This window comes from Prevotella sp. oral taxon 317 str. F0108 (assembly GCF_000162415.1).
Classification (GTDB): domain Bacteria; phylum Bacteroidota; class Bacteroidia; order Bacteroidales; family Bacteroidaceae; genus Prevotella; species Prevotella conceptionensis.
Map to the genome: position 1 here is coordinate 205,717 of NZ_GG740072.1, position 5,083 is coordinate 210,799.

General features: G+C 38.6%; 7 protein-coding genes and 1 pseudogene. All 8 read left to right on the forward strand.

From position 1 onward, the window contains the following. Positions 1-198: 198 nt before the first annotated feature. On the forward strand, positions 199-693 hold the full coding sequence (locus HMPREF0670_RS00685) for a hypothetical protein (protein WP_009229244.1): 495 nt from the start codon (positions 199-201) through the stop codon (positions 691-693). After that, positions 662-1,171: a hypothetical protein gene (locus HMPREF0670_RS00690; protein WP_052296862.1), complete on the forward strand. Its 510-nt coding sequence runs from the start codon at positions 662-664 to the stop codon at positions 1,169-1,171. The genes HMPREF0670_RS00685 and HMPREF0670_RS00690 overlap by 32 nt, the downstream gene beginning before the upstream one ends. 202 nt (positions 1,172-1,373) lie before the next feature. Next, complete coding sequence (locus HMPREF0670_RS00695; protein WP_157579504.1) at positions 1,374-1,850, forward strand: hypothetical protein; 477 nt, start codon at positions 1,374-1,376, stop codon at positions 1,848-1,850. 36 nt (positions 1,851-1,886) lie between these two features. Next, complete coding sequence (locus HMPREF0670_RS00700) at positions 1,887-2,369, forward strand: hypothetical protein (protein WP_009229247.1); 483 nt, start codon at positions 1,887-1,889, stop codon at positions 2,367-2,369. Positions 2,370-2,563: 194 nt separating this feature from the next. Next, the gene (locus HMPREF0670_RS00705) at positions 2,564-3,202 is read left to right on the forward strand and encodes a hypothetical protein (protein WP_009229248.1); all 639 of its coding nucleotides are present in this window, start codon (positions 2,564-2,566) and stop codon (positions 3,200-3,202) included. A 131-nt stretch (positions 3,203-3,333) separates the two neighbouring features. Further along, entirely contained in the window at positions 3,334-3,669 is a 336-nt protein-coding gene (locus HMPREF0670_RS00710; protein WP_232213831.1) for a hypothetical protein, read from the forward strand. A gap of 88 nt (positions 3,670-3,757) precedes the next feature. Further along, positions 3,758-4,201 (forward strand): annotated as a pseudogene (locus tag HMPREF0670_RS15425) (RHS repeat domain-containing protein); the annotation flags it as partial. A 566-nt stretch (positions 4,202-4,767) separates the two neighbouring features. Beyond that, positions 4,768-5,083 (forward strand): hypothetical protein (locus HMPREF0670_RS16920; protein WP_044077541.1); only part of this gene is annotated, 316 nt, incomplete at its 3' end.

A 5,083-nucleotide genomic window follows, 5' to 3' on the forward strand; every position in this document is an offset into this window, starting at 1 on the left:
GTTGTTTATGACAGGGCAGGTAAGATAATTTCAGCTAGGAAATTCGATAAAACAAAGAGCAGATGAGCGAAGAATCCCACCTTATGGAAACATCGAACATACCCTAGAACGCCTATGGATATGGCGCAAACATCGTTACAACTAGACAGAAAAATTATCCCATGTTTATGATGCAGATAGAAAAACAACGCAACTATTATGATGGCGACGGAGGCTCCTTCATCACTTGGGTTTCTAGGTAGGCTGCAAGGCTCCCTCAACACCTACGAGGCGGTACGGCAGCGCGACGACAGCACGAGCGTGGAATACCAGATTAGGATGGGGAACTATTCTGGACCAAAGGAACTAAGACAGCGATATTCTCTCGTATTATTGAAACAGGGTCTTAAAGATGAAATAGAGGTTGTTGGTAATTTGGGTGCAACCTTGCGTCCTACAGATGAGCAAAAGGCATTTCCTGATGGAGAGATTTCTCCCTCAAAGAACTTTAAAGTTTTTATAAACCCACTTGCAACACCGGAAGAGCAAGCAAAAGCCGTTGGCCATGAATTTGATGGGCATTTGTTTATGTATTTAATTGGCAAGGATCCTCGTCATGGTGGCTCAACTAGAACACAGTATGGCAATATGGAACTAGAGAAACAAATAAAGGAAAGAGAACATGAATCCATTCGTAATTTTGAAGAGAAATAAAATCCGCTTGTGCATGTATATGTTATTATTCTTCTCTAATGTCTCTTGTGGACAGAATAGAACTGTTATTTCTGACAAGGAACAAGAGAGTATTGTATTATATGATGTTCAAGGGCTTAAATACGAGCAACTTTGGCGATTTAATAATACAATCGTAAGAGATTGTTACTTTACAAGGAAAGGAGAATTTATTGATAATGCAACTTGGAACGTTGAAATTCAAACGCTACTTAAATTAAAAGACAAAATTTTGCGTAAATTCCGCGTTGATGATGAGACATTCACATCGGGTACAGCTATTGTGCTTTTACTTGCCGTACCTAAATCTAACATTTTAGAACTTAGGCTAGCTCGTGGTTTAACATCTTCGTTTGATAAAGAAATGTTAAGAGCGTTAAAGAATGTTGAGCAAGAGGTTCTTGTGTTTTCAGATAATCCCATTGCGGTGTTTATTCCGATAAGAATAACAATAGACTAACGAAAATGTTGTCGTTGTCGGAGATCAGGGAAATAGTCCCAATTCTGATCGGTATTTAAGGAAAAATGAGAACCAACGCCATTTTCTAGAAAGAGGTCTCCAAGACGCGATCAAGTTCAAGAAGAAAGATCCAGAGGAAGCAACCACAATGCTTGTCTATAAGGGACATTACACGGAAAAGGAATTGTCATACTATAAAGGAATGGCAGAAAAGAATGGCATAAGTTTTGAATTGGCATCAGAAGAAAAAGATATAATATACTATATCAATTGTGGAAGTGCAGATGTATCTAAGCCAGACAGAAATTCTGATCCTATCACTGATTTTGAGTATGTTGGACACGGACACCCGAGAGGGTTTTATATTGAACCTCGTGGTAATGACAACTATAAATCATTCAATTCTGAAAAGTTTGAGGCAAGAGCTTTTGACGTAAATGCCAATATCTATTTATATGGCTGTGGGCAAGGCCTCACAGGGAGTGCTCTTCACAAGCTTTATCCACAGTCAACGGAACCCAATTTAATTGATAATATGCAGAGGTTAACAAAGGAAACAATCGTGGGCTATAGTGTAACACTTGAATGGGGAAAGAGTTTAGGTTCTTTCGTTCCATATAGCCTAGGTTTATCAGTTTGTAGGGGACAGAGGAAGCTCAACAAGGCCCTTTATTCCTGAAAACGAAAGAATGGTGATATTAAAAGGAACGCGACAATGAAAATATACATCTTATTAATCGTTCTACTCTCACAACTCCACTTCATGGGGGTTAGTGCGCAAAAGGTAACATATATTCATTTTATACATGGTCCACTTATGGGGAATAAAGGGAATAACTATGTGGGAATACAAATGGATTCGAAAAGTAAAGATATTATATTCTATGAAGCGGGGAAGAAACATAAACGAAAGCCCCAGAACCAGTATTCTAGGTATTTCTATACGCTGGAAAAAGACACAATTATAAGTTACTCTCGTTCATCTTATAATGTCTCTGTTAAAGATGAGAAAGGAAAAGTCAAATATGGCAGGCTGCCATTGGATTACATGTTATATGTGGAATTTGCTGATGGTTCGATAGAACGCTTTTTGATATGTCCTTTATACCCCATTGACAATAAGAATTTGCATGGGCGTGACTTATACTGGAATAATTTGCGGATGATACTTAAGTATTGCTTTCCTAGAACGAAGTAACCTATATCATAGGACAGACCTAACTTCATCAAGGACGACAGCCTGAACACGGAGCGGCGCATGGCGTGGGACGAAGAGAACCGCCTCATGGCCCTGTCGAACAACGGCAAGTAAAATGCCACAACGCGAAGGAAGCGATCATTCTGGCTACAAAGAAGGGCAAATAAAAAATCCACAAAAATACCTTTAACGAAATGAACATGACAAAAAAAATATACTTGATAATCGTACTGTTAATCTCTATTACCTATTGCAATGCCCAATGTAAGGAACTGTATGAAACAGAGTCGATGGAAACCATTGTGTCTAGTAGAAAAAAAGCGGATAGACTCTTAGAACTATTTAGAGAAAATGCTCCTAAGGTATTATACTCTTTGGAGGATTGCTATTATTATCTGATAATTAAAGCTTCTCCACATAGTAAAGAGTATTATATAGCTTTAGACAGCCTTGGTGAAATACGAGTATTGTATCTATTGTCGGAAAGGACTAAAACAGCGAAACAAAAGAAATATGAGAAGCTATTGTTAGAGGCTGGCTCCATATTTGAACCTACCTATTATAAAGAAGTGTCCCGAACCGTAGAAACAAGAATTGCTTTAGGAAGACCGTCCTACTTCGTGATGAAAGATGCTAGTGGAAAACGGTTTGGTGAGTTCTGTCTTTCTACATTAACTGTACCACTACCAATAAATCAAGCCTTGTTGACTTACCTAATCAATCGTTTGTCTGAAGAAATACATAAAGATACTAAAAGTGTGAATCGAGTTAAGAACAAAGACAATCCGAATTATGGTAATGAAGGCAAAGCCAATTCGCGTCTTGCTCAATAGTTTGTTTACAAATTAGACAGGGGGGGTAAAGAAAGATGAGAATAATTAAGTGTTTGATATTGTTAGTGTTGCAAAGTGCTACGTGTCATTTAAATGCCCAGTCGATTAAGGAATGTTTAAAAATAGACTCGGTGCAGACAATATATGATATAGGTAGTTCTGTGTCCTTTCACTTCAGCAATAACTGTGAAGAGGATATTTATATATCTATATCTTTAGAAAAAAGAGTAGATGGTAAGTGGTTTATATTCGCCCAGGATATTTTCCATGTTCCAAACACTTATAAGGTGCAAAATGTTATCGTATTAAAAGGGTGTGAGGTGAATAGGAAAGAAGAGTGGGAAATTAAGGGTGTCAAGTATAAGAAAAAATGTGAAAACGTATATAGGTTTAAATACAATATCGGTAGAAAACTAAATAAGCAGTCCTATATTGAGTATTCAAATATATTTCATATAAAGAACTAGGAATGTGGTAAATAGGAATATAGTTTCTGGCAGCATGAAAATTCTAAACAGTACGTTTCGAACACCGCTCTCTCGGCACGAACGCAGCCCCAAGCGCTACGTCACGTCTGGCATTTCGTCCGGCCCGCCCATGCAGTGGGACAAGGCCGAAGCCCCCGACGACGTGCAGCCAGGTTACGGCTGCGTGCCTGCCGACACCGCACACCACGAGGACATCTTCTACTATCACACCGACCACCTCGGCAGCACCTCTTATATCACCGACGCCAAGGCCAACGTCGCCCAGTTCGATGCCTACCTGCCCTATGATGAGTTACTTGTGGATGAACACAGCAGCAGTGAGGATATGCCGTATAAGTTCAATGGTAAGGAACTCGACCAAGAGACGGGACTGTATTACTACGGCGTGAGGTATATGAACCCGAAGACGAGTTTGTGGTATGGGGTGGATAGGTTAAAGGAGAACTATCCTGAACTAGGAAGCTATACATACTGTGCTGATAACCCTGTCAAATTTGTAGTTCCAGATGGAAACACAGCACTCATAGACAATGCTATTGATGTCCTTATTGGAGCTAGTTTAGAAATAACAACACAAATGGTTGCCAATCTTGTTGTTGGTAATGGCATTACTGATATTAACTGGGGAAAAGTTGCTGTAGCAACTATTGACGGAGCAATTACAAGTGGCGCTAGCAATACAGTCCGTTTTGTTGCAAAAATAAGTGTTGCTGCTAATAGCCTTATGGACAATTATGATAAGGGAATTATCGAAATTGTAAAAGGAACTGCGGTAAATCTGGCTGCAGGTGCTGTTGGCTCAAAAGCATCAAAACTAGCTAAAGGATTTGGAAATAAAACAACGGAGGAAATATCAAATAAAATGATTAGCAGCAAGACCTCTCTTACCAAGACAGTTAAGAAAATAACAAAAGTAAATAATAAAAGAGCCAAGACTATAGCCACTAATATTCAACAGGCGCAAAAAGCTGTTGCAAAAGAGGTAAAGAAATCTCCTCAAACGGCGGCTGATAAGATTGTATCTAATGTGATAGAAAGTCAAGGTGAGACAAATAAAAATAATAAAACAGACAAAAGATGAGAGATTTCATAGGTAGATTGCTTGTTTACGCTTGTGTGGGTTGGATTCTTTACCACGTTGTATTTTATTTCGTTGGTAATTTCCTACTAAGAATAAATGGTGTTAAGACGTATGCAGTTATTACAGCAGAACCATCTAGTTACGCACGCCGCTATACGAAAGTTTATTACATGTATTCATTTTCATATAATGGAAATGAATATAAAGGAAATTCTTTGATAAATAGCTCTACAGGAAAACCAGGTGATAGTATTGAGGTTGTTTTCCTTGAAGCCTACCCTAGCATAAATAGGCCTACCAGTTTTTTTAAGT

Bases quoted from the DNA above. Each gene is read 5' to 3' on its own strand.
- HMPREF0670_RS00685 (WP_009229244.1), top strand. From the start codon at position 199: ATGATGGCGACGGAGGCTCCTTCATCACTTGGGTTTCTAGGTAGGCTG.
- HMPREF0670_RS00690 (WP_052296862.1), top strand. From the start codon at position 662: ATGAATCCATTCGTAATTTTGAAGAGAAATAAAATCCGCTTGTGCATG.
- HMPREF0670_RS00695 (WP_157579504.1), top strand. From the start codon at position 1,374: ATGGCAGAAAAGAATGGCATAAGTTTTGAATTGGCATCAGAAGAAAAA.
- HMPREF0670_RS00700 (WP_009229247.1), top strand. From the start codon at position 1,887: ATGAAAATATACATCTTATTAATCGTTCTACTCTCACAACTCCACTTC.
- HMPREF0670_RS00705 (WP_009229248.1), top strand. From the start codon at position 2,564: ATGAACATGACAAAAAAAATATACTTGATAATCGTACTGTTAATCTCT.